Here is a 19352-nt window from a genome sequence, read left to right on the forward strand (position 1 = left end):
ATTACTCACATTACGGCGTATTAATCAATGGAGAGCAGATCAATAAGAACAGAAATAAACATTCCAAGCATTACTACAAGTCTGACATTAGAGCCAAACACATAATCCGTTCCCAGTGATTCACAAAAGGCGAATTATTGATTATTGTTTGAAATATAAGGTGTTTAGCAGCATTTTTATCTACGGAGATTGGTAGTACTGAGTTATATAGAGCTAAAAGCACAACTAACCTCGCACCAGCTTCTTTAGAGTATCTTAAAGATAAATCAAAATCGTTAAAATGTTTTTCCACTCTTTGTTTATGTGCATTATCCCAATCAGCAGGTGGCGAAACAAAATACTCAATAACTCCAGGCTCATCATTTTTGCCAACCAAGTATCTAGCCGATATCCACTGTTCATCATAATAACGGCTATCGTCTAAATAGGGATGTATTATCTGTTCTGCTTCATTTCTTGCAAAAGCTTCCCCTTTACCATCCATATTACAATCTCGACAAGCTGGCACAAGATTAACAGGCAATATAGAAAACTGAGGATAGTGAGCTTTAGGCAAATAATGATCTAAATTTCGAGGTCGCCCAATCCCACCACAAAATGGGCATTTTTCATTAGCAGCAGTCATCAGGGCATCATAAATAGTTCGAGCAGGCTTTTTCTTCCCAACAACATAATTTCCATAAAGCTTAACAAAGTCAGATTTCTTTAACCGACCTACAACAATAGGGTCTTCCTCATTTTTTATTTGCAGTGGTTGTATTGTATAAAGTTCACCAGTTAATGCCGATGCATTGTATGAAGCTGCCAATGTTTGCAAATCAGTTATTGCTTCATTCACTTTCAGCAACAAGCCCGGATTACCAGTTATGCCTTCGCGGCAGCTAGTCAGCATATCGGCATATGTATAAGCAGGTTGTTTAAGTTTTAACATCACTTAACACTCCGATCTCTGTGTGTGACAAGCGCTTTTAATAGAGCTCGGGCTTCAACACCAAGCTGGTTACGATACTCATCGACTATATCCTCATATGTTCCACCTGACTTAACAGATTGGACTAATAAATCGTGAAAACCGGATTTAACTACTTCAAGACCAAATACCTCTCTTGTTAAGATTCCTACATTCTCACCAAATGTTTCAATGTCTGGCCTGCGAGATTCGGTAGACAATCTTGAACGATTGATTTTCCAAACACATCGTTTAGGGACCTCTTGAAGTACCACAGGTGAGTGAGTTGCAATAATAGAAACACCATTTCTATCAAGTAGCAAATCAGACAGTGCACGAATAAAAGCAGACAGCAACGGTGGATGAAGATGGCTCTCTGGTTCATCAATTAGCACTAACGTTTTTTCTTCCACCGTTGCAACTAAACGTGTAAGTGTTAATAACACTACCGCATGACCGGAGCTCATTCTTTTTATACGTTTCCGTGCATTACTAACGAGCATCTCACCATTATATCCTGCTAGATTTTTCAGCTCCATGCTTGCAAAATTTTCATCAGACTCCAAAGTATCAATAGCCTGCAGCCATCTTTCACGCTTAGGAATCTGGCTAAAGCATAGCGTCAAAGCTTGTAGAAAGTCTTCATGAATATCATTTAGTCCTTTCAGCGACTCTCCTTTTTTTTTCAAACCTATATAGAAGTAGCAAGTTCCCTTTGATGGATCAGGCTGTTCACTTGGTGGCTCGAATGGATCGAATGCGCTAAATGACACAGAGACTAAACTACTAAAGTAATCATTATCAATCGGATCATCACTCCACCCCTCCAGATCATAAAATTTTGCATTCGACGTACCTTTACTGGTAACAGCTTCAATCATTCCGTTTAGAATTGTCGTTTTCCCCACACCATTACGACCTATGATCGCGTGAATATTGGTGCTTGGTTTTTCTCCTACTTTCACCTTAAATGATAATTCGATATCGGAAATCTTGTCTTGTGCAGGGCGAATGAACTTGAACTCAAAATTAGTCAGTGGATTCTTTCCCTCAAGTACTCGCGCAAACTGCCCTTTAATAACAGACAAACTAACATACCGAAGCAAAGACGTTTTAAAGACCTCCTCATCCTTAACAAGATCTATAAGTTCTGGCGCATAAGCAATATCTTTGAGCGCCTCAAGTAATGAAACTTTGACGGATTCTGGTAAATTCGAAATTTTCTGATAATAGTCGACATCCTGACCAACGGAAAAATATCCTTCTGGGAGAATTCTAAACCTGCTTCCTAACGTGGAGTAAGTTGATTTTTCAGTAGTTTGTCCTTGAAAGCCAATCTTGACATTCCCAATATCATGCCGTTCACCTTTCTGATCAAACAGATACATGTAAAACATTGTAATGAATGAAAAGTCATTCCAACGATCCACATGCAGGTAAGCCGTACTAATACCTGCGGCAGGAATACGTTGCTCTCGGGGTACAATAATGATTTCCATATAATTTCCGAAAACCTTTTTTTGTTTAGATTCACCTAATTATATCAAAAACAACAACAGATGTGTAAATATCTTCTGCGAGAAATTTAAATATAAAAGAAAACTCAAAAATTGTTTTTGCGGTTACGCTACTAATTAAAAGAAGTATCTTCAGGAGTTCTAATTATTAGTTGAAATAATTTACATATGAGACGCAGTTGGACTTTTGACATAATAAGATTCTAGCAAAGGCAGCTTCTGGCCAAAAGCAGTCTTTCGGGTTTAAGACCTACAGCCTGACACTTCCGAATCTAAGTGGTCGAATTTTATTAGTGATGGTGGAGTAATCTGCAAATGGGTAGTCAAGTCAAATGGAACTATGTATCCATTAGTATTTGCGGCTAATTAGATGTAAGATATTAACGTCTAATGTAGGAATGTTCCATTCAGGCCAGAGCGTCAAACAAAGCCCGAACTTACCAGTCGGGCTTCTTTATGTCGGTTTTCAGTGTCGCCTGTACCACGGCTAAAATGATTTGTCCGGTCAGGACTGTGTCCCATCATCCAGGGTCAAATTTCTCAATCCTCAGTCCTCCTGGTGTTATCATGTTTTAATGAGTCACTAGTAATACATGAGTATTATTCAAAGCATATTATGTATTAGGACTAAGCAATCTAATTGAATACCATTACTTTTTTTTATTAAACCATGCCTCATGTAGCTCTTGCAGTTTCACCCAAAAATATGCATCTGTATTGAAAATTATCGCGAGTTGAAAAGCTTCCTCAAGAGTTATATTTCGCTCATTTTTTATTATTTCCAAAATTTTTTCATATGATGTATCCATCAGTTCAGCAAGTCTTGCGGGAGGCATATCCAATGGTTTCAAGAATTCTTCGTATAAAATCTCTCCGACAGTTGAAGGTGCAGCATTTATCGTCCTCATCCCCCCTCCTTTTTTTTAAACGTCATCGGATTCATTATAGTAATTTGTTTAGCTAAACAAATCATAGAGTAAGGTTGGTTTAAGTGTTTTTCTTACTCAAATTCGATATATCCGCTGTCAGGAATGAATCATTTGCAAACAGTAGTTCTTATAAAGGTTAGCTAACCAAATTTATAAGTCATCTACAATCCTCTGTTATTTACATTTTGTTTCATTTTATTTATTGCTATTTAGTTTAGCTAAACAATCTATTTCATCATGTATAATCTGTGTATTTACCCACAGATTCTGTTGATAATATTGTGCATAACTTGTTTGTTAATTTTTTATTATATGACACTTGAGGGGCTGCTTTATGACATATGAGGGGCGATTTCATGACACTTGAGGGGCTACTTTATGACATATGAGGGGCGCATGTGGATATTTTTCCCCTTAATAATCATTGCTTTAATTGAGTTTTGCACACCCCTCTAACCAGATCTTTAACCTTATATATAACCAAAAAGATTAAAGGAATTATTAAAACCTTACTGTGATTCAGAAATTGGTCAATAAAACCAATTTCATATGAAGTTAGAACCCGATGAATAAAAACCCTGTTGACATTATTCTTTTTGGCAGTAAGTTTTAATTATTCTCAATTCATAACGTTGGTTAGCAAACTTTAGCGCCTAAAATTTTAGCCGCTAAAATCCTCAAATTTCTACTGAGAGATGGGTTCTTCGATGAAATCAGTTATGCCAGAACTTATAACCGTTGAAGAGTTGGCTTTTGCATTAAAGAAAACTGTAAAAAGTATCCGCAGTGATGCAACGCGAAATCCAAAATGTCTTCCACCAAGATGCCGTCTTCCCGGTAATAAACGTCTTCTCTGGCGTAGAGAGGATGTTAAGGACTGGATAGATAAATCTGTTGAGTCAAAGACAGAAAATGACGATATAGCGAAAGAGATAAATAGGTTTCAAAGGAAACGTGGCAGGCCGCTAAAACCCAAGCCGCGAGAATAAAAATATTCCTTGGGGTATTCAGATAAGTTTCCTTTCAATAAACACATATGCTGCACACTTTTACACGACTAATACTGCACAAATGCTTTACGAAAACACACTGAGTACACAGGAATACACAATACGTACACAGATTCACAACGGCAAATGTAGGGCAGGACATGTAAAGTAGGCCCACCGTAAACGGTGCTTCTACTTTACCTTCCCTTATTCGCAGCTGAGCTGCTCAACGGAGTCCTGCTCTGCGAGGCTGATCGGCTACCGCCTGTATGGAGAATGATATGACCGTTTCTCAGACTAGAAAAAATAGTACACCAATTAAAGTTTATTGTTTGCCAGATGAAAAAGCGCAAATCCAGGAAAATGCAGAAGCATCTGGCTTAAGTGTAGCGAGTTTCATTCGTAAAGTAGCAATGGGTTATCAGGTTGAGTCTATGGTAGATATTGAACAGGTTGTAGAGCTTAGCCGAGTAAATGCTGATCTTGGTCGACTTGGTGGGTTACTTAAACTGTGGTTAGCTAACGATCCACGCACAGTTGATTTTTCACCCTCATTGATAAAAACGTTGCTTGCTAAAATAGAATCAACCAGACAAGAACTAAGAAATATTATGGATAGAATCTTGGATAAATAAATTTATGGTTTCCTAAATATCTGTATTTGTTAAAAGTACGAGTTTTCAATATTAATAATCAGTTAAATTTGAGGTGGGCAAATGAAGTTAATGCTCCGAGTATTTTCATCACTGAGAGGGATTTTAGCAGCTAAAAAATCATTAGCAGCTTCCTTTCTGGCGTCCATCATGGCATTACCGGCGACAGCCGGTATCCCTGTAATCGATGGTACTAATGTGGTGCAGACCACAATCAGCGCAGTCAACAACGTTCAGGCTGTGGCAAAACAGATCCAGCAGTACCAGACGCAGCTGCAGCAGTATGAAAACATGCTCAAAAATACAGTCGCACCTGCAGCCTATATCTGGGATCAGGCCAATTCGACCATCAACAAATTGTTGCAGGCGCAGGACACCCTTAATTACTACAAAAACCAGGCCGGGAGTCTTGATTCATATCTGAAACGTTATCAGGACGTGAATTACTACCGCTCATCACCGTGCTTTAACAGTAATGTTGAATGTACTGCGGATGAAATTAGCGCACTGCGCAAAGCTGAACAGAACAGCTCTGAGGCACGTAAAAAGGCCAATGACGCTGTATTTAAGGCTCTTGACGAACAGCAGGAAACACTGCAAAGCGATGCTGACAACCTTGCAGATTTGCAAACGCAGGCAACCGGCGCACAAGGGCAAATGGAAGCTATTCAGGCCGCTAACCAGCTTGCCAGTGCTCAAACGAACCAGTTGCTGCAAATCCGCTCGCTTCTGGTAGCTCAGCAAAACGCTGCAGCAACACTGGCACAGGCTGAGGCTGATAAAGAAGCCCAACAAATAGTCGCTGATGAAAAAGCGTTAGCTGGCGAGAACACACCAAGCCCGAAGCGAATTTGGTGAGGGAGAGCTGAATGAAAGATAAACTTTTGGTCATTTTTATTCTAATAATTTCATTAATTCTATGCTCTTGCGATAAAAAAGATGAAGGTTGTTTATCGACGCCAGAGAATAAATTGAACGAACATAACTACGATAAATGTGCCCTGCGTGGCAATAACAATCCTAGCCCTAAGCGAGAATGGTAATTATGAGAATAGTAAGCAAGCTCACTTTTTTAGGAATGGTTTTTTTGTTTTCTGTAAATGCTTATGCTGGTCAATTAGATAGTAGCGGATTACTTGATACGTTATTAGATAAGTTTCAGCAAGTAGCCAGCACATGGTCATTAGTAATTGGTGATTATGCAAATTGGCTCTTCTGGGGGCTGGTATTAATAAGTATGGTTTGGACATTTGGTATGTTGGCGATGCAAGGGGAAGGTTTAATCAGTGCACTTGCAGAAATAGTTCGTTTTTTTGCCGTGATTGGTTTTTTTTATTATCTTTTAATCAACGGCCCAGCCATATCACAATCTATAATTAACTCAATGAGACAACTTGCAGCAAATGCTTTAGGAACAAGTACTGGTATTTCACCCTCCAGCATAGTGGATATGGCATTTGTGATATTAACAAAGGTCAGTTCAGCAGCATCAATTTGGTCTCCAATGATTTCGACCATTATGATAACCGTCGCGATAATAGTATTAGTAGTAATGGCGCTTATCGCGATAAATATGCTAATAATGTTAGTTTCTGCATGGGTGTTGTGTTATGCAGGAGTTATTTTGCTTGGGTTTGGTGGCTCGAAATGGACTTCTGATATAGCAATAAATTACTTACGCACAGTATTATCGATTGGTATTCAGTTATTTACGATGACATTAATCATTGGGATTGGGCAATCATTTATAGATCAGTATTTTTCTATTATTAAAAATGATATTCCTGATCTTAATAGTCTTATTGTTTTACTTCTGGCGTCAATTATTCTTTTAGTATTGACGAATAAATTACCGTTGTTGTTATCAGGCGTTGTTGGAGGAGCGTCCTTACAAGGGATCGGTGGTTTTGGAGCAGGTATGATTACTGGCGCTGCTACTACTGCAATCAGTGGCGCTGGGGCAATGGCAATGAGTGCTACAGCTCAAGTCAGTGGTGGTGCTTCCGCTCTAAAAGCAGCATTTGAATCTGCACAAGCGGCGATGGCAGAAGAATCTGGTTCTGGTGATAAAGGTGGTTCAGGTGGAGGATTTGGCGGAGGGGAAGATACCGGTTCCGTAGATACTTCTGGAGGACAACCATCAGGCGGTTCCGGTGGTTCTTCTGCAGGGAGTAATACAGGTAGTGTCAGCGGAGGAAGCCAGGGGTTTGCTTCATCATTCTCACGAGCTGGCCGCATGGCTTCTCACATGGCGAGCGGGCTGTCTAACGGAGCTTCGGAGTATCAGATGATGAAGGGAAGTACTAATTCTATCCGAAGACAACAGACCGTTGGTGGGGAAATAGCGAATCAAATACGTAAACACACAGCCGATCGTCAGACTAACCACGAACAGGATGAGTTTGAGGGTGATAGTTTAACTGGCAGTAAAAAATCTTGATTTAGGCGCGTCAGTTAGCGCGGTAACGTTAACTGACGCTTCCACTAAACACCTGTAAGGAGGTGGATAATGGCTGATTATAATAGCTTTGTTTTGGAAGGAATAAAAATTATTTTTGCCGATAACAACAAGGAGTTTATTAAAGAGATTTGTGAACCATTGATAAATATTCTATGCATCGAAGAGTATTATTCTGCTACGGGAATTTATAATTATGATGATGCTGATGAGCAAACGGAGTTATTGAAAAAAGCAATTTTTAGTTATAGGAATAATCATTGAGAAGATAGGCTAACATAATGTTAGCCTTTTTCTTATTTTTTCGATTTCTCTAAATGGTGATTTAAAATCTCTGCTTTTGCCTCTTCATAAGTTAGCTTACCTCTTATAACTTCATCCTTTATTTTCTGGTAAAATTCTGACCCGCGAGGATCTTTACCTGATAAATATAAGCTAGCCTCTGCTTTCCTAAATGCCTCAATCCTTTTTCTCTTCGTGGTCTCATCCATTTTCATTACTACCTATGTTTTAGTCAGTTGATGAGGTAAATGATATCATTTCGATAACTTCTATTCCTTTAGAATTAATTCTGTAGCATTCGTTTTTCGATTTCCTGATGTATGAAAATGAATCTTTTTTTGTATTGCAATCTGTCTTAGAAAAAGCATCAAGTAAAAGAAAAGACTTCTGATGCTCTGGTATTATCTTTATTGAAAAAACACCAATGAATAATAATGCAATTGCTGTCGATAATAGATCTGCAACTCTTAAGTAGCTATTCGAACATATAAGTATTTTTTTAAACCATATCATTAAAATTAGTTTTGCTCTATTAATATCTTGTGCCATTGTTTTTGCAATGTATAATAGATTCTTTTTATTGGATGAAGTTGATTTTTTATTTGTTTTTTGCATTGCTTTGAACATGGTTACGATACCGAAAGCTAACCCGAAAACTAACAACATAATAACTTTGAAATCAACCTCTTGGTTTTTTTTAATCGTCTCTCTTAGCATTGCAGAAAAAGGGAGGGTCAAAATTGCCGCGTAAAAGCATTGATAAGCAGTAATTCTTCCAAAGTATAAGTATATGAAAATGCTAAGGCCATAAATGGATAGAGATAGAGGAATGGCCATTGCGAAAGCATAACCATAAGATGAGTATATTAAGTATTCCGGTTGAATATCGTAATCAAAATTAATTTTATGTTTTGCATACCACATACAAATTGAAAAAATCAATACTGTTCCAATCCATTTAATGATGCTGTGCTCAATCATTTTATTGACGATTGTTTTTTTGTTGTTATAGGCACAAAAAATGAATGCTACCGAGAGGAATAATCCACAAACTAAGAAGGTTTTATCTTGAAGTAATAATGGGAACTTCATGATTACAATGCAAGCAATCAGCAAATATATAATGGATACAATATTGAAATCAAAATTTGCAATGTGTTTTCTAATGTAACGCATAAGATATCCTTTATTTCAACTTTAACGCTAAATCCTCAGCTTTTGGATGATAATACCGCATTAGCATTCTCGGGTCTTTATGCCCCGTGATTTTTGTCAGCTCGTGCATGGGGAAAATCTCAGCCAAGCGAGAGGTCGCTTCATGCCGGAGATCGTGAAATCTTAAATCTTTGAGGAAGGTGTCATCACATTGAGGTTTAGCTTGTTCATATCTTTCTCTGGCGCGCTTTACAGCTCGATCAAAAGCGCGGGTGATCGCATCGGCACGCATTCCAAAAACCTTGTCATCAGCTTGTTTAGAACGCTCCTTTAGATTGGATAGTACCATAACAGCCTTTGTGGATAAGGGGACATCGCGAGCATTACCATTCTTAGTATCCGGCAGATGTGCAACTCGCCTATCAAGATCGATAAAGCGCCATCGAAGTTCTGCAATTTCGCTACGGCGCATGGCTGTCTCTAACGCCAGAAGAATGATTGCTGGCAATACTAATGAATGTGTTGCGGCAATGATATGTTCGATCTCGTTGGCTAATTCCTTTCCTGACGTAACACCGGTTTGCTCAGAAACTAAAGGCAGCGCTTCCAGGCGTCTGGTCCTTGAGTTCTTGGGTTGGGGTTTGCGAATGGCCTCTACGGGGTTCAGCAGGCTCTCCATGCCCCATTCTTTCCGCGAAACATTGAATACATGAGAAAGTAAGGCCAAACGCCTTAAAACGGTTGCAGGAGCATAAATTTTCAACCATTCATCTCTTAGCTTGGCGACATCGGCACTCCTGATGCTGGCCATATAGTTTTTTGCCAGCTGAGTGCCTTTTAGTATCCGCACCAATGATCGGTCTTGCACAGCTCCTTTTTTGTCGGGAACAATCTCTTTTTCATAGCGCGTTAGGGCTTCATACAATGTCGTAGATTCCGCTTCGCTGCGGCTAAGCCAAACTCCTCTCGCCATTTCTGACTCGATCATTTTGGCCCAAGCATCTGCTTCTACTTTGGTGTTAAAGGTTTTGGTTTGAGAGGGAAAACCACGTTTACGGATTTGAGCTTCCCATTGGTAGTTACCACGTTTGCGTATAGTCGCCATTTCTGTCTGATTCCTAACGAACTGTGGCAATATTGTGGCAAAAAATCTATTTAAATTCGATAGGTATTGATTTCAAAGGACCAATTTACGCATTCGTAATGCGAAGGTCGTAGGTTCGACTCCTATTATCGGCACCATTCTAACGTCTCCCCAAGTCTACTAAAGTTCACTGAAACCCCTTATACTCTGCGCTTTACAGCCCCTTTTAGTATTTCTACGTCTACTAAAGTTCCCTGAAATCTACGGTCATTTGGGGGTACTTATGGGGGTATATGCTGTTCGGTCTAGAGGAGGTACCCCCAAGTGAAACTAAACGCCCGACAGGTGGACGCCGCCAAACCTAAAGAAAAGCCCTACAAGCTGGCTGATGGTGGTGGTTTGTATCTCCTGATTAAACCTAATGGCGGCAAATACTGGCGGCTCAAGTATCGTGTAGCCGGCAAAGAGAAGCTGTTAGCGCTGGGTGTGTATCCTGAAGTCACATTGGCCGATGCTCGGTCAAAACGTGAAGAAGCGAAAAGGGGTATCGCTGGGGGTATCGATCCTATGGAAGCGAAACGGGAAGAGAAGATTGCCCGTGAAACTCAGTTAAACAATACCTTCAAAGATCTTGCCCTTGAGTGGCACAGCAGCAAATTAAAAAAATGGTCTTCTGGGTATGCTTCAGACATCTTGGAAGCTTTCAACAAAGATGTGTTCCCTTACATTGGCAAAAAACCAATAGCCGATATCAAACCGCTTGAACTGTTGAATGTGCTGCGGCGCATTGAGGGGCGCGGCGCTACAGAAAAGGCCAAAAAAGTTAGGCAACGCTGCGGGGAAGTTTTCCGTTACGCAATAGTCACCGGCCGTGCTGAGTATAACCCCGCTCCGGATCTCACCAGCGCCATGCAAGGGCATGAGTCCAATCATTATCCTTTCCTCACACCGAAAGAATTGCCTGATTTCTTCAAGGCGTTGTCAGGATATACCGGAAGCGCGTTAGTAGTTTTGGCCGCTCGTCTGCTGATTATCACCGGCTTGCGTACCGGCGAACTCCGCGGGGCATTTTGGGATGAAATCAAAATCAGTAAGGCGGTCTGGGAAATACCAGCCTCACGTATGAAAATGCGTCGCCCTCACGTGGTGCCGTTGTCCAGGCAAGCTCTTACGCTTATTGGCCAGCTCCAGGAGCTGACAGGCAATTACCCGCTTATGTTCCCTGGCCGTAACGATCCGCGAAAAACAATGAGTGAAGCCAGCATAAACCAAGTCTTTAAGCGGATTGGCTATGACGGAAAAGTCACCGGGCACGGTTTCCGGCACACCATGAGTACCATCCTGCACGAACAGGGCTACAACACCTCGTGGATAGAAACGCAGCTGGCACACGTCGACAAAAACTCTATTCGAGGTACTTACAACCATGCTCAATACATAGACGGCCGCCGTGAAATGCTTCAATGGTATGCCGACTATATGGAGGCGTTGGAAAACGGCGAAAATGTAGTGCATGGAACGTTCGGGAAAAGCGCTTAACTGTATGTATAGACAGTGCTAATTGACAGTAGTAGACTTCGGTAGACGAACAAAGAATAGGCTATGTCTAGGCTGATCCCCGAAAACCCGTACACCTCTGCGGGCTGGCATAGCCGCTCAATTAATAGAGGGCGTGAGGTGACGTAATGTTCGATTTACCGGTGCATATTGGACGCTTGCGAATTGTATCTTTGGATCAGGCAGCCTTAGTTATGGCTGGAATATCTGAAAAGGTTGATAGCGTCCAAAAAGCAGTAGAAGGGAATTATATAGGACATGAACAGGCATCTATTTACAAGGAAACCATCATACAAGCCATTCAGCTAAAGGAATTAAAGCCACTTCAAGCTTTCAAGTTAGCTGATTATAAATATGGTCTACCTGAGGCCGTCAGATTAAAAGTAGATGTTGAATCTATAACTCTGGATACTCCGATTGTTAATGCAACCTTCCTCGCAAAGGATATCTGGCCTTGGGTTGCTAATGAAATTGAGAGTGGTTTAAGGATGATTGATAGCCACTCCGCTGATTTAGATTCCGAGCAGTGCAATGAAGATTTACACGAACCCACCCAGTGGGGCAACTTCGCTGGCAAAGACACAGCACTCAAATTGATAGCCGGAATGGCAATTGCTCTCGAGAAAAGTCAGGGGAAATATCTACGTGGTGGCAAATTAAACAAATCTGAGGTGGCAAGGACTGCGACTAAACTGATCAATGACCATGGAGACGGTATCGATGTAACCAGTAAGGCACTGATTATGTTGATAGATGAAGCTCTTGAGCTTCACGCTTCCAAAATTTCGAAGTAAAGACTTCCAAAACTGACGCCGCACTTCCAAACCTTGTTTTACAGGTTCTAAAAAAACCTGTAAAACGGATCCACTCTCGCAGTTGTCACTTCCAATTAAAATCATACCGACTTCCACACAGCTAATCTGATATCTGGTTGAATTTATCTCGTACACCACAATAGACGTTATGAGGTAAATATGTCCCACTCTTTAATCAGATTGGCTGAAGTACAAAAACGCACTGGATATAGCAAGGCTTGGATCTATCGTCTTCTTAAAGACAATCGCTTTCCTAAATCGGTCAAGATTGGTTCTCGAGCCATCGCATTTGTTGAAAGTGAAGTTGATGATTGGATAAGCCAGCGTATCGAAGAACGTGATGCATTAATTTCCACAAAACCTCAACTGTAACTTAGCCCGGGAAATTTATTATGACTAACAAAAATGCCCTAGCCGGGCAGGGTTTCGCTCAACCTGAAAACAGCAGCGATGATATTTCGGTGATTAAATTTGAGGCCGCGAAAGTCCGTATTGTTAAGATCAACGGTGAACCGTGGTTCGTTGCAAAAGATGTTTGCGCGGTGCTGGAACTATCCAATTCGCGCATGGCGTTGCAGGCTCTGGATGATGACGAGAGAAATACCGTAACTTTAACTTACGGTATTCGCGGGAACCCAAATCATAGCGCTGTCTCTGAATCTGGTTTCTACAAGCTGATCGCCCGCAGCCGTAAAGCTATTACGCCGGGCACATTCGCCCATCGTTTCAGTAATTGGGTATTTCGCGAGGTTATCCCTTCTATCCGCAAAACTGGCTCTTATGGTGTGCCGTTCGCGTTCCTGAACGACTTTAGCCGGCGCATGGCGGCTTATCAGCAGGAGGCCAGCAAACGCGGGTATAAGTTGCAGCAGTGTAAGGGGGCAAAAGAAGCTCTTGAACAAGAGGAGATTCAGCTGTGGCGTAAGTATCAACCCGAGTTACTGAAGGAAGATAGCGATGAATAAAAAGGCAGGAAGAAGCCGGGATTTTTACCCGGCAGAGAGCATGCTTAATCAGCTCTTTGGCTCGATACCACGCTGCTGGAGTTCCTTGCGAATAATTCTCTTAAGCCATGCGGCTAGAGACTCATCACCATCTTGCTGTTGCGCTCGTTCCATCATCTCTCGAAGCTCTGGATCAAGCCGAAATTGGAATGGAGGATTGCCTCGTCTCTCGTTTTTGTGTGTTGACACGTCAATTACACCCGATGTAATGTGTTTATGTGTAATGACACATTACACACAGGAAATGAAAAAGACAACGCCCCGAAGTGCGGGAACACTTTCAGGGCGTCTAACCAAAACGTTAGTTGAGGTAACATTATGGCTTGCACTAAGTCTACCCAAACACGCCCTGAATTTACATGGCGTTTTCTCACCTTGGGTGAATTCACAAATCAGATCGTCAATGTTACTGCTTCCACCGAGCGCGAAGCCCGCGAAAAAACGCCAGAAGGATGTGTCTGTATTCTGGCGTGTCGATTTCGTGTTGAGGAGGTGCAGCATGTTTAACCTCCAGACCCTTACAGCTAAAGCCCGCGAGCTGCGCGGCAACGTGGTAAAAGCCACTACCACGAAAGGCACTCGCACCATGACGCCCGTTTACGAACGGGAAGAGCAGCGCAAACTGCGCGAGCGCATCCAGCAGACCCAGCCGGACTGGGTTTTACTCTGGTGGGATATTGCGACCGTTACCGGCTGGCGTACCAGTGACGTGTGCAACTTCCGTTACTCGTGCATCAACTGGGAAACCGGCATTGCAACAATCATCGTAGCGAAGCAGACCAAAGCAGCGGAAGCCAGGGCGACCCGGAAGGGGCTCGAGATTGTTCGCCAGCAGCGTAAGGACGCTGCCCGGCTTGCTGGCGATCACATTGCCTACATGCACTGGGATAGCGTGAGCTGCGACGAGCTGGCCGCCGGCATGACGGAAGAAGAACAGGCGATCGTATTTGAGCTGGTGGCAAAGGCTGAAGTTAAGCACGACACCAAACAGCTGCCGCCGGGCATTATCAAGCGACTGCGCGAACGCATGGAGCGCAACCTTATCGGTGACGACCTGGTATTTTCCCGCAGCCAGATCGAAAGTAACCGTTGCCAGTCTCTGGAAGGTAGCGTGAGTCGCCAGACAATCTGGAAGAAACTGCACAACGTTATGGTGTGGTTTACCCGCGTTGTAAACACGCGTCTGCGCCTTAGCGCCTATTCCAGCCGCAAAATTGCCGCCTTTAATCTCATGTCCGCCGGCGGCGAACAGGGTTTGCTGGTTGCCTCTGAAATGCTCGGGCACAGTAACCCGGCAATCACCCGAACTTACCTTCAGTTGGGCAGTAAGGCCTCCGCCATTCAATCCCGTCTGGCCATGGAGGTATCTGTATGAAAATGGTTATCCAATTTTGCCGTCTCGGCGCTTTTGCCGATCACGTATCTGAGCAATTAAATAGTGCGCGATATTGTTTTGCCAGCCAGTCATTAAGGGAAGGGGAGGTGAAATTATGACTCCTGTTTACGATCTGGTTCGCCGGGCCGACGGCAAAAACGTTTTCAGTTTCCCGGCCGGCGGCCGCTATCTGGTGGACACGTCAAATGGTCTTCAGTCGATGCGCCCCCTTATGGACGACGAAATCATTTTTACGGTGGAGAGTGCCGCGCGCTTTCTGAGCAAAATTGGTTATCAGGTAATCCCGCCAGCGGCGTGAGGTAAAAAATATGACGATTAAAAATTCCGGCTTAGCTGCTGATGGCCGCGCTCACCCTGAAATCAGGCCGGGCGATAAATGGAAGGACAGTCGGGGCAATATCGTAATTATCGAAAGTTACCGATTCGACAGAGTGACATTTTGCCGCGAGGGGTACAGCTCACCGTGTTTTTGCACGCCAGAACGACTGGTGCGGGAATTTGAATTTGTTTCTTCCGCGCCGGGCACCGGTGGAAGAGATATCGATCGAATTATGCGGGTGCAGGGCATCGAACGAATTCGGGTTATGCGGGAAATCATCAGGGAGCGAGGGAGCAGAAAATGAAGAATGCACCAAACCTTAAAAAGCAGCCGGCGGATCTTATGGAGGAGTCAATCATCTTTGCCGGCGCCGATGCCTGGACGTTCGCCAAAGCATGGCAGGAAATGAACCCGATTGGCGATACGGTGCCGCCGGTTGTGCTGGATAAAAAGCAGCTGGCAGAGCTGGAGAATATCCGCATTGTGGATGATGGCCGGCTCTATGCCCGGGTATGCCGCGGCGGGCATCTGACCGAACGACAGATAACCATTCTCGCCACAAAGCTGGCGGTGGCCGGCGTGGAGCGCGCTCAATTCTACTCAGAAGGTTATCAGCTTCTGGAGGACTGGACGCCACAACTGCCGCGCCTCAAAGCCGATGCGGAAGCCGGCAAAAGCATGGTGATCGGCAAACCGCTGACGGATGTAAACCTCCGCGACCTGGCTGATAACGAAAAGGCGCTCATACTGGCCGCGCGTTACACCGGCATTGCGATCAATGAAAACAGCGAAGGCGTGTACGTCTACCGCGCCGGCATCTGGGAGAAAACGTCTCTGCTCGAGCTGAGCCGCGAAATGGTGGCTATCTACAACGAGAACAAAACCAACTTCAGCAAGCGCGCGATCAACAACGTTATCGACGCCCTGAAAATCGTTATCCCGGTAATGGGGGAGCCGCGGCGCAGCCTGATCCCCTTTGCTAATGGCGTCTACGATATGGAAACCGGCGTTTTCTCCGAACACAGCCAGGATAACTGGCTGACCAACCATAACGGCGTGACCTACACGCCGGCGGTGCCGGGCGAAAACCTCCGCGACCACGCGCCGAACTTCCATAAGTGGCTAAGTTACGCATCAGATAGAGACGCAATTAAGATGCAGCGCATCGCTGCAGCGCTCTTTATGGTGCTGGCGAACCGGTACGACTGGCAACTGTTCCTCGAGATAACCGGGGAGGGCGGCAGCGGGAAAAGCGTCTTTACCCATATCGCCACGATGCTGGCCGGCGCGCATAACACCGCCAGCGGGAATATGGCGGCGCTCGACAGCGCGCGCGGGCGGGCGCAGTTCGTCGGCAAGAGCATGATAACGCTTCCTGATCAGCCCAAATATTCAGGAGAGGGCACCGGGATAAAAGCGATAACCGGCGGGGATGCGGTGGAGATAGACCCGAAACACGAGCACCAGTACACAGCCGTTCTGCGGACTGTGGTTGTGGCCACGAACAACACGCCGATGATTTTCACCGAACGTGCCGGCGGGGTTTCCCGGCGCCGCGTAATTTTCCAGTTTAACCGGCGCGTCAGCGAAGAGGATAAAGATCCAGACCTGGCAGAAAAGATATCCGCTGAAATTCCGGTGGTTGTTCGCCGGCTGCTGGCGAACTTTGCGGATCCGGAAAAAGCGCGGGCGCTGCTGCTGGAGCAACGGAACAGCGAAGAAGCACTGGAGGTAAAGCAGAAAACGGATCCGCTATATGCCTTCTGCGCGCATCTGGAGCGTTTGGCTGATTGTGTGGGAATGCTGGTGGGTAACCGTAACCCGCCTCATCGCCCCCGCATGTACCTCTATCACGCTTATCTGAAGTTTCTTGAGGCGAACGGTTTCGAGAAGCCGCTGACGCTGAATAAATTCTCTGAGGGAATGGAAAGCGCCATGCGGGAGTTTAATCACGAGTACCGCAAGGAGAGAAAGACCCGCGGCGTGGTGACTAACGTCGAACTTTCAGAGAGTGCGGAGGACTGGCTGCCGCAAGCGCACCCGTTAGCTGAGGAAAAAAGATGAATGTTTAGCTAAATATGGCGAAAGGTGTTCATAGTGTTCATTGATTGATTAAAGTTCAATTAAATCAATAAGATTGACTATGAACACCTTTGTGTAAGGTATTCATAGGGTATTCATAGTGTTCATAGGTCACTTTAACTATGTGCTCATAAAATAAACAGAAATATGAACACCATGAACACTTATAACCCCTGTATGTAGACCGGTGTTCATAGGTTAATTTATTGTTTTGTATGTAATTTATCGCGTTTATGAACACCATGAACACCTTGAGGGCAAATTCTTTAAAACGCATCCGCTCTTTTCGCGTTGTACCCCCCTGCAATTTCATTAACATCGTTTCATAAATCGCAATTGATTATTCGATTGTTGCGATTAATGGGATTTTAACGGTCGCTATAACAGGGGGCATTATGAGCAAGGTTAACGTTAAGCCCGTTCTGCTGAACGGGGAGCAGATTCAGGCTCTGAAAACCATCCAGGAGAGGGAGCGCCAGAAGTCGGGCATGGGGATCGCGCCGTCAATCCATGCTGTTGCGCGCAAGGTATTTGATGCGGGGCTATCAAAAATGGAGGCAGGGCAATGAGCTACTCAATCAAAATTGGGAAACACAGTATCGAGCTGGCGGGTTATGCCGGTAAGGTTGTTGCGCCAAATACTCAGATGGCCGCTTTATTCCGTGGTATGGCGGGCGAACTCACCAGCCTGAGGACAACGGCGCAGCAGGCCGAAGCTGAGGCGGATTTGCTGGATGTTATCCGCAACGATCCGGATCTGAACGAACAGGCAAAAAACCGCAGGGCAGGTGAAGCCCGGAACCCGGATACGCTCAAAGACTTTACCCGCGGGGTGGCAGGCGTAAGCGAGCAGGCCGCAAACATTCTCGATTACCTGAAGAACAAGCTCGCTCCGGTTAATCCATTGGCATCTGATGATGTTCAGGGATTCATGCGTGACAGCGAAATGCGTCAGGCATTCGCCCGACTGGATCGCCGCAGCCAGGAAAAAATGCTGCTGTCGATGCACAGTGGAAAGCATCAGGAGCTGGCGGACGCCTTACTGAGGGCGCACGCTGTGTGTTCGGGACTCGATACGGAACAGCTAAAACGTCTCGGCTTCTCCCGTATTGCATCAGAGAACGGGCAGGTGATTAACGCGGTTGCCGACCTGGTCGATGCGGTAAGGAAGGACGTCGCACAAATTACAGCTGTCCGAACCTGGTATAACAATCTCGTCTACGGGAAGAACGACGATCCATCAGACGTACAGCCACGAATGACCGGCCTTGACCAGTTAAGCGAACATGTCAACGCGATGCTCAAAGGCAGCCAGCGGCAGACACATTCAGAAGAGAAGCAGGCCGCCTGAGGGCGGCTTTTTTCTGCCCGGAGGGATACACCAGAATGCTATTAAGTAAATCAGCCTACGCCAGGCATATGGGCGTCAGCCGGCAAACTGTTTACGGCTGGATAGCCCGCGGTGAAATTGTAATTTCAGGCGATAAAGTGGATGTCGAAGCATCGCAGGCTAAACAAAATTCTGCTGGTGCTGGTGCTGGTGCTGGTGCTGGTGATCATCACAATGCAATGACGTGGGCGCAGGCCGCCGCGTGGGTATGGGGGCATGACGGCTGGAAAGAGCTGCCGGCTGATATTAATGCTCGCCAGCGAATAGAAGCAGCAGCCGCTGAGCTGGGTTTTGATGTTCAGCACGAGCCCGATGAACAATTGCTGATTCTCTTCCGGCCGGATGAAGAAACCCACAGCTTCTATGGCAAAGACCGTGCAGCAGGCGCTTTACGGTTTCTTCGTTCTGAGCTGGCTTACGTTGCCACAATGCACCCCGATACGCTGGATGACTGGAACAAAACTGGTTTAATGTCACTCTGCCTGCTGGACGGCGAAAAACTGTAAACCCCCACCCCCTCAAACTTGACACTTTTTCGCGAGAAACTGGGAAAAGTGTCAACCCAACCTAACGGATCCTGACGCCTACGAACAGCAGCTACAGCAGAAGTGTAAAGGGCTGGCGTTGAGATTTCTTGAGCCTTGGCTGTTAGCTTTTGTTAATCCTGATGCGAAGCAGGGCATGTGTCAGACTGTTATGGTTTGTTATGCCTTACTAGGGAAAACTAGGGGGGAAGTGTCAACCGCTACCGCTTCAGAAAACTTCAGGTACAC

25 protein-coding genes are annotated in these 19352 nt (G+C 44.6%); 18 read left to right on the forward strand and 7 right to left on the reverse strand.

The window, feature by feature from the left end:
• Window positions 1–73: 73 nt before the first annotated feature.
• The 3 genes from AC0TOY_RS08205 to AC0TOY_RS08215 all read right to left on the reverse strand — a co-directional run bounded on the left by AC0TOY_RS08205 (window position 74) and on the right by AC0TOY_RS08215 (window position 3374).
• Window positions 74–931, reverse strand: a complete 858-nt coding sequence (locus tag AC0TOY_RS08205) for an HNH endonuclease (protein ID WP_097751240.1) — start codon at window positions 929–931, stop codon at window positions 74–76.
• On the reverse strand, window positions 931–2448 hold the full coding sequence (locus AC0TOY_RS08210; RefSeq protein ID WP_000402610.1) for an AAA family ATPase: 1518 nt from the start codon (window positions 2446–2448) through the stop codon (window positions 931–933). Before AC0TOY_RS08210 ends, AC0TOY_RS08205 begins: the two co-directional genes overlap by 1 nt.
• Window positions 2449–3116: 668 nt before the next feature.
• Window positions 3117–3374 carry a HigA family addiction module antitoxin gene (locus tag AC0TOY_RS08215; RefSeq protein WP_001575470.1) on the reverse strand — a complete coding sequence of 86 codons (258 nt, stop codon included), beginning with the start codon at window positions 3372–3374 and terminating at the stop codon, window positions 3117–3119.
• 728 nt (window positions 3375–4102) lie between these two features.
• On the opposite strand from AC0TOY_RS08215, the gene AC0TOY_RS08220 reads away from it, so the two are divergent.
• The 6 genes from AC0TOY_RS08220 to AC0TOY_RS08245 all read left to right on the forward strand — a co-directional run bounded on the left by AC0TOY_RS08220 (window position 4103) and on the right by AC0TOY_RS08245 (window position 7759).
• Window positions 4103–4384: a hypothetical protein gene (locus tag AC0TOY_RS08220; protein WP_000843928.1), complete on the forward strand. Its 282-nt coding sequence runs from the start codon at window positions 4103–4105 to the stop codon at window positions 4382–4384.
• A gap of 281 nt (window positions 4385–4665) precedes the next feature.
• On the forward strand, window positions 4666–5019 hold the full coding sequence (traJ, locus tag AC0TOY_RS08225) for a conjugal transfer transcriptional regulator TraJ (protein ID WP_000218774.1): 354 nt from the start codon (window positions 4666–4668) through the stop codon (window positions 5017–5019).
• An 81-nt stretch (window positions 5020–5100) separates the two neighbouring features.
• Window positions 5101–5895 (forward strand): P-type conjugative transfer protein TrbJ, encoded by a 795-nt coding sequence (gene trbJ, locus AC0TOY_RS08230; protein ID WP_001373492.1) that lies wholly within the window; start codon window positions 5101–5103, stop codon window positions 5893–5895.
• Between the two features lie 11 nt (window positions 5896–5906).
• A complete protein-coding gene (locus AC0TOY_RS08235) occupies window positions 5907–6080 on the forward strand; it encodes a hypothetical protein (RefSeq protein ID WP_165761718.1) in 174 nt (57 codons plus the stop codon).
• A gap of 2 nt (window positions 6081–6082) precedes the next feature.
• Entirely contained in the window at window positions 6083–7477 is a 1395-nt protein-coding gene (gene trbL / locus AC0TOY_RS08240) for a P-type conjugative transfer protein TrbL (protein ID WP_074428595.1), read from the forward strand.
• A 69-nt stretch (window positions 7478–7546) separates the two neighbouring features.
• On the forward strand, window positions 7547–7759 hold the full coding sequence (locus AC0TOY_RS08245) for a hypothetical protein (protein WP_023338107.1): 213 nt from the start codon (window positions 7547–7549) through the stop codon (window positions 7757–7759).
• A 32-nt stretch (window positions 7760–7791) separates the two neighbouring features.
• On the opposite strand, the gene AC0TOY_RS08250 is transcribed toward AC0TOY_RS08245, so the two are convergent.
• From AC0TOY_RS08250 to AC0TOY_RS08260, 3 genes are read right to left on the reverse strand one after another with little or no spacing between them, the layout of a single operon-like run.
• Window positions 7792–7992 (reverse strand): antitoxin VbhA family protein, encoded by a 201-nt coding sequence (locus tag AC0TOY_RS08250; protein ID WP_064589656.1) that lies wholly within the window; start codon window positions 7990–7992, stop codon window positions 7792–7794.
• A 13-nt stretch (window positions 7993–8005) separates the two neighbouring features.
• Window positions 8006–8953, reverse strand: a complete 948-nt coding sequence (locus tag AC0TOY_RS08255; RefSeq protein ID WP_267217165.1) for a hypothetical protein — start codon at window positions 8951–8953, stop codon at window positions 8006–8008.
• 10 nt (window positions 8954–8963) lie between these two features.
• The gene (locus AC0TOY_RS08260; protein ID WP_000201381.1) at window positions 8964–10037 is read right to left on the reverse strand and encodes a site-specific integrase; all 1074 of its coding nucleotides are present in this window, start codon (window positions 10035–10037) and stop codon (window positions 8964–8966) included.
• 303 nt (window positions 10038–10340) lie between these two features.
• Here AC0TOY_RS08260 and AC0TOY_RS08265 point away from each other — a divergent pair, with 303 nt between their 5' ends.
• The 4 genes from AC0TOY_RS08265 to AC0TOY_RS08280 all read left to right on the forward strand — a co-directional run bounded on the left by AC0TOY_RS08265 (window position 10341) and on the right by AC0TOY_RS08280 (window position 13353).
• Window positions 10341–11555 (forward strand): tyrosine-type recombinase/integrase, encoded by a 1215-nt coding sequence (locus AC0TOY_RS08265; RefSeq protein WP_320741426.1) that lies wholly within the window; start codon window positions 10341–10343, stop codon window positions 11553–11555.
• Between the two features lie 146 nt (window positions 11556–11701).
• The gene (locus tag AC0TOY_RS08270; protein WP_063137843.1) at window positions 11702–12367 is read left to right on the forward strand and encodes a hypothetical protein; all 666 of its coding nucleotides are present in this window, start codon (window positions 11702–11704) and stop codon (window positions 12365–12367) included.
• A 180-nt stretch (window positions 12368–12547) separates the two neighbouring features.
• Entirely contained in the window at window positions 12548–12760 is a 213-nt protein-coding gene (locus AC0TOY_RS08275; protein WP_071891605.1) for a helix-turn-helix transcriptional regulator, read from the forward strand.
• Between the two features lie 20 nt (window positions 12761–12780).
• Window positions 12781–13353 (forward strand): BRO-N domain-containing protein, encoded by a 573-nt coding sequence (locus tag AC0TOY_RS08280; RefSeq protein ID WP_473721697.1) that lies wholly within the window; start codon window positions 12781–12783, stop codon window positions 13351–13353.
• 48 nt (window positions 13354–13401) lie between these two features.
• Here the strand turns inward: AC0TOY_RS08280 and AC0TOY_RS08285 are convergent, their stop codons facing one another.
• The gene (locus AC0TOY_RS08285; protein ID WP_163426418.1) at window positions 13402–13581 is read right to left on the reverse strand and encodes a hypothetical protein; all 180 of its coding nucleotides are present in this window, start codon (window positions 13579–13581) and stop codon (window positions 13402–13404) included.
• 129 nt (window positions 13582–13710) lie between these two features.
• Here AC0TOY_RS08285 and AC0TOY_RS08290 point away from each other — a divergent pair, with 129 nt between their 5' ends.
• The 8 genes from AC0TOY_RS08290 to AC0TOY_RS08325 all read left to right on the forward strand — a co-directional run bounded on the left by AC0TOY_RS08290 (window position 13711) and on the right by AC0TOY_RS08325 (window position 19085).
• Entirely contained in the window at window positions 13711–13899 is a 189-nt protein-coding gene (locus AC0TOY_RS08290; RefSeq protein ID WP_071531908.1) for a host cell division inhibitor Icd-like protein, read from the forward strand.
• Window positions 13892–14767, forward strand: a complete 876-nt coding sequence (locus tag AC0TOY_RS08295) for a tyrosine-type recombinase/integrase (protein ID WP_473721698.1) — start codon at window positions 13892–13894, stop codon at window positions 14765–14767. Before AC0TOY_RS08290 ends, AC0TOY_RS08295 begins: the two co-directional genes overlap by 8 nt.
• Window positions 14768–14882: 115 nt before the next feature.
• The gene (locus AC0TOY_RS08300) at window positions 14883–15086 is read left to right on the forward strand and encodes a hypothetical protein (protein ID WP_473721699.1); all 204 of its coding nucleotides are present in this window, start codon (window positions 14883–14885) and stop codon (window positions 15084–15086) included.
• A 10-nt stretch (window positions 15087–15096) separates the two neighbouring features.
• A complete protein-coding gene (locus AC0TOY_RS08305) occupies window positions 15097–15411 on the forward strand; it encodes a DUF4222 domain-containing protein (protein WP_473721700.1) in 315 nt (104 codons plus the stop codon).
• Entirely contained in the window at window positions 15408–17171 is a 1764-nt protein-coding gene (locus tag AC0TOY_RS08310) for a DNA primase family protein (RefSeq protein WP_427032577.1), read from the forward strand. Before AC0TOY_RS08305 ends, AC0TOY_RS08310 begins: the two co-directional genes overlap by 4 nt.
• Window positions 17172–17584: 413 nt before the next feature.
• Window positions 17585–17758: a hypothetical protein gene (locus AC0TOY_RS08315; RefSeq protein WP_014830800.1), complete on the forward strand. Its 174-nt coding sequence runs from the start codon at window positions 17585–17587 to the stop codon at window positions 17756–17758.
• Window positions 17755–18540, forward strand: coding sequence for a hypothetical protein (locus AC0TOY_RS08320; protein WP_473721701.1), 786 nt, complete (start codon window positions 17755–17757; stop codon window positions 18538–18540). The genes AC0TOY_RS08315 and AC0TOY_RS08320 overlap by 4 nt, the downstream gene beginning before the upstream one ends.
• A gap of 35 nt (window positions 18541–18575) precedes the next feature.
• Complete coding sequence (locus tag AC0TOY_RS08325; protein ID WP_473721702.1) at window positions 18576–19085, forward strand: DNA-binding protein; 510 nt, start codon at window positions 18576–18578, stop codon at window positions 19083–19085.
• The last annotated feature ends 267 nt before the right edge of the window (window positions 19086–19352 follow it).

The sequence above is a fragment of the Enterobacter sp. PL_is379 genome (assembly GCF_055817355.1).

Excerpts from the sequence above, each read along its gene's own strand:
- AC0TOY_RS08255 (WP_267217165.1), bottom strand. The coding sequence starts at position 8,953 with ATGCGTTACATTAGAAAACACATTGCAAATTTTGATTTCAATATTGTA.
- AC0TOY_RS08210 (WP_000402610.1), bottom strand. The coding sequence starts at position 2,448 with ATGGAAATCATTATTGTACCCCGAGAGCAACGTATTCCTGCCGCAGGT.
- trbJ (WP_001373492.1), top strand. The coding sequence starts at position 5,101 with ATGAAGTTAATGCTCCGAGTATTTTCATCACTGAGAGGGATTTTAGCA.
- AC0TOY_RS08280 (WP_473721697.1), top strand. The coding sequence starts at position 12,781 with ATGACTAACAAAAATGCCCTAGCCGGGCAGGGTTTCGCTCAACCTGAA.
- AC0TOY_RS08245 (WP_023338107.1), top strand. The coding sequence starts at position 7,547 with ATGGCTGATTATAATAGCTTTGTTTTGGAAGGAATAAAAATTATTTTT.
- trbL (WP_074428595.1), top strand. The coding sequence starts at position 6,083 with ATGAGAATAGTAAGCAAGCTCACTTTTTTAGGAATGGTTTTTTTGTTT.
- AC0TOY_RS08315 (WP_014830800.1), top strand. The coding sequence starts at position 17,585 with ATGAGCAAGGTTAACGTTAAGCCCGTTCTGCTGAACGGGGAGCAGATT.
- AC0TOY_RS08295 (WP_473721698.1), top strand. The coding sequence starts at position 13,892 with ATGTTTAACCTCCAGACCCTTACAGCTAAAGCCCGCGAGCTGCGCGGC.
- AC0TOY_RS08250 (WP_064589656.1), bottom strand. The coding sequence starts at position 7,992 with ATGAAAATGGATGAGACCACGAAGAGAAAAAGGATTGAGGCATTTAGG.
- AC0TOY_RS08235 (WP_165761718.1), top strand. The coding sequence starts at position 5,907 with ATGAAAGATAAACTTTTGGTCATTTTTATTCTAATAATTTCATTAATT.
- AC0TOY_RS08310 (WP_427032577.1), top strand. The coding sequence starts at position 15,408 with ATGAAGAATGCACCAAACCTTAAAAAGCAGCCGGCGGATCTTATGGAG.
- AC0TOY_RS08320 (WP_473721701.1), top strand. The coding sequence starts at position 17,755 with ATGAGCTACTCAATCAAAATTGGGAAACACAGTATCGAGCTGGCGGGT.
- AC0TOY_RS08260 (WP_000201381.1), bottom strand. The coding sequence starts at position 10,037 with ATGGCGACTATACGCAAACGTGGTAACTACCAATGGGAAGCTCAAATC.
- AC0TOY_RS08275 (WP_071891605.1), top strand. The coding sequence starts at position 12,548 with ATGTCCCACTCTTTAATCAGATTGGCTGAAGTACAAAAACGCACTGGA.
- AC0TOY_RS08325 (WP_473721702.1), top strand. The coding sequence starts at position 18,576 with ATGCTATTAAGTAAATCAGCCTACGCCAGGCATATGGGCGTCAGCCGG.
- traJ (WP_000218774.1), top strand. The coding sequence starts at position 4,666 with ATGACCGTTTCTCAGACTAGAAAAAATAGTACACCAATTAAAGTTTAT.
- AC0TOY_RS08270 (WP_063137843.1), top strand. The coding sequence starts at position 11,702 with ATGTTCGATTTACCGGTGCATATTGGACGCTTGCGAATTGTATCTTTG.
- AC0TOY_RS08205 (WP_097751240.1), bottom strand. The coding sequence starts at position 931 with ATGTTAAAACTTAAACAACCTGCTTATACATATGCCGATATGCTGACT.
- AC0TOY_RS08215 (WP_001575470.1), bottom strand. The coding sequence starts at position 3,374 with ATGAGGACGATAAATGCTGCACCTTCAACTGTCGGAGAGATTTTATAC.
- AC0TOY_RS08300 (WP_473721699.1), top strand. The coding sequence starts at position 14,883 with ATGACTCCTGTTTACGATCTGGTTCGCCGGGCCGACGGCAAAAACGTT.
- AC0TOY_RS08305 (WP_473721700.1), top strand. The coding sequence starts at position 15,097 with ATGACGATTAAAAATTCCGGCTTAGCTGCTGATGGCCGCGCTCACCCT.
- AC0TOY_RS08220 (WP_000843928.1), top strand. The coding sequence starts at position 4,103 with ATGAAATCAGTTATGCCAGAACTTATAACCGTTGAAGAGTTGGCTTTT.
- AC0TOY_RS08290 (WP_071531908.1), top strand. The coding sequence starts at position 13,711 with ATGGCTTGCACTAAGTCTACCCAAACACGCCCTGAATTTACATGGCGT.